This window comes from Tepidibacillus fermentans, from assembly GCF_004342885.1.
GTDB lineage: Bacteria > Bacillota > Bacilli > Tepidibacillales > Tepidibacillaceae > Tepidibacillus > Tepidibacillus fermentans.
Map to the genome: position 1 here is coordinate 1 of NZ_SMAB01000040.1, position 1074 is coordinate 1074.

Genomic DNA, 1074 nt, shown 5'->3' on the forward strand with positions numbered 1-1074 from the left:
CGCATAAAAGTTGCATCATTGTCTGTCTTAGAATAACTGTTCCTGTCGCCGAATATTTCCTTTTGAGCTTTATATTGGGCCAGCCTTGGCAAAAAATCCTCACGGATCAGTTTAAGAGATTTCTTCCACTCAGTCCGTCTTTTTCGTTTTTCCTTACGGAACTCTGTATTTGTTCCTTTTTCAATCACATCTGATAAAGCTGCCACGTGCGTTTCCAAGCCAACAGCGATCTCTTCCAATTGGGAAGGATCTAACTCTGTATCCTTCAGGCTTTCCCCAAGGATCTCTAGCTCTTCTGCTTTTGCCATCTCCGCGATGTGTTGAAGGGTTTCTTGGATTTTTTCTTTTAATTTTTCCTCGAACTTGACTATTGATTTTTTCCATACAAAGGAATACTTGTTGGCATCAGCTTCAATCTTTGTACCATCCAAAAAGTAATTTTCCATAGAAATATACTTGTCTTCGATTAGCTTCCGGACCATCGTTTCGAATAATTCATCAATCATAGATTTCATTCGTTTTCCACGAAATTCATTGATGGTGCGGTAGTCTGGCCGTTGCATTGCCGAAAGCCACATAGTGGGGACATTTTCTAGCGTAAGCTGTTCAATACCACGGCAGGAATATACCTTTTGGGAATAGGCAAACAAGATGACTTTAAGCATCATTTTTGGGTGATATGAACTTCTCCCACCACCTGAATAATGGGAAAACAGTTGTTCATCTGGAATGGCTTCAATCATTTCATCTACTACACGCGCGACATGGTGTTCAGGGATAAGCAATTCAATATCATAAATGATTTGGATTTGACGATTGTCATATGGTTTGAAAGTAGGGGCTAATTGTCTTTTAGAGGTCTTTATCTCCTCTACCTCTGGAAGAAATGTCAATTGCGTGTTATAATTTTCAGTAGTAATCATTTGATTGCTCATAAAAATCGTCCTTTCTGAAATGTTGTGTGGTAACTTCATTTTACAGGATAGGACGATTTTTTTGTGCATTTTTTATAAAAATTTGATAAAAATGGAGGCGCTCTAAAAGTCAGTTACTCTGACTTTTTAGACAGCCCCA

1 protein-coding gene is annotated in these 1074 nt (G+C 38.5%); it reads right to left on the reverse strand.

What is annotated here, in order from left to right:
- A partial coding sequence (locus tag EDD72_RS12400) for a transposase (RefSeq protein WP_165895093.1) occupies positions 1–935 on the reverse strand: 935 nt, incomplete at its 3' end.
- Between the last annotated feature and the right edge of the window lie 139 nt (positions 936–1074).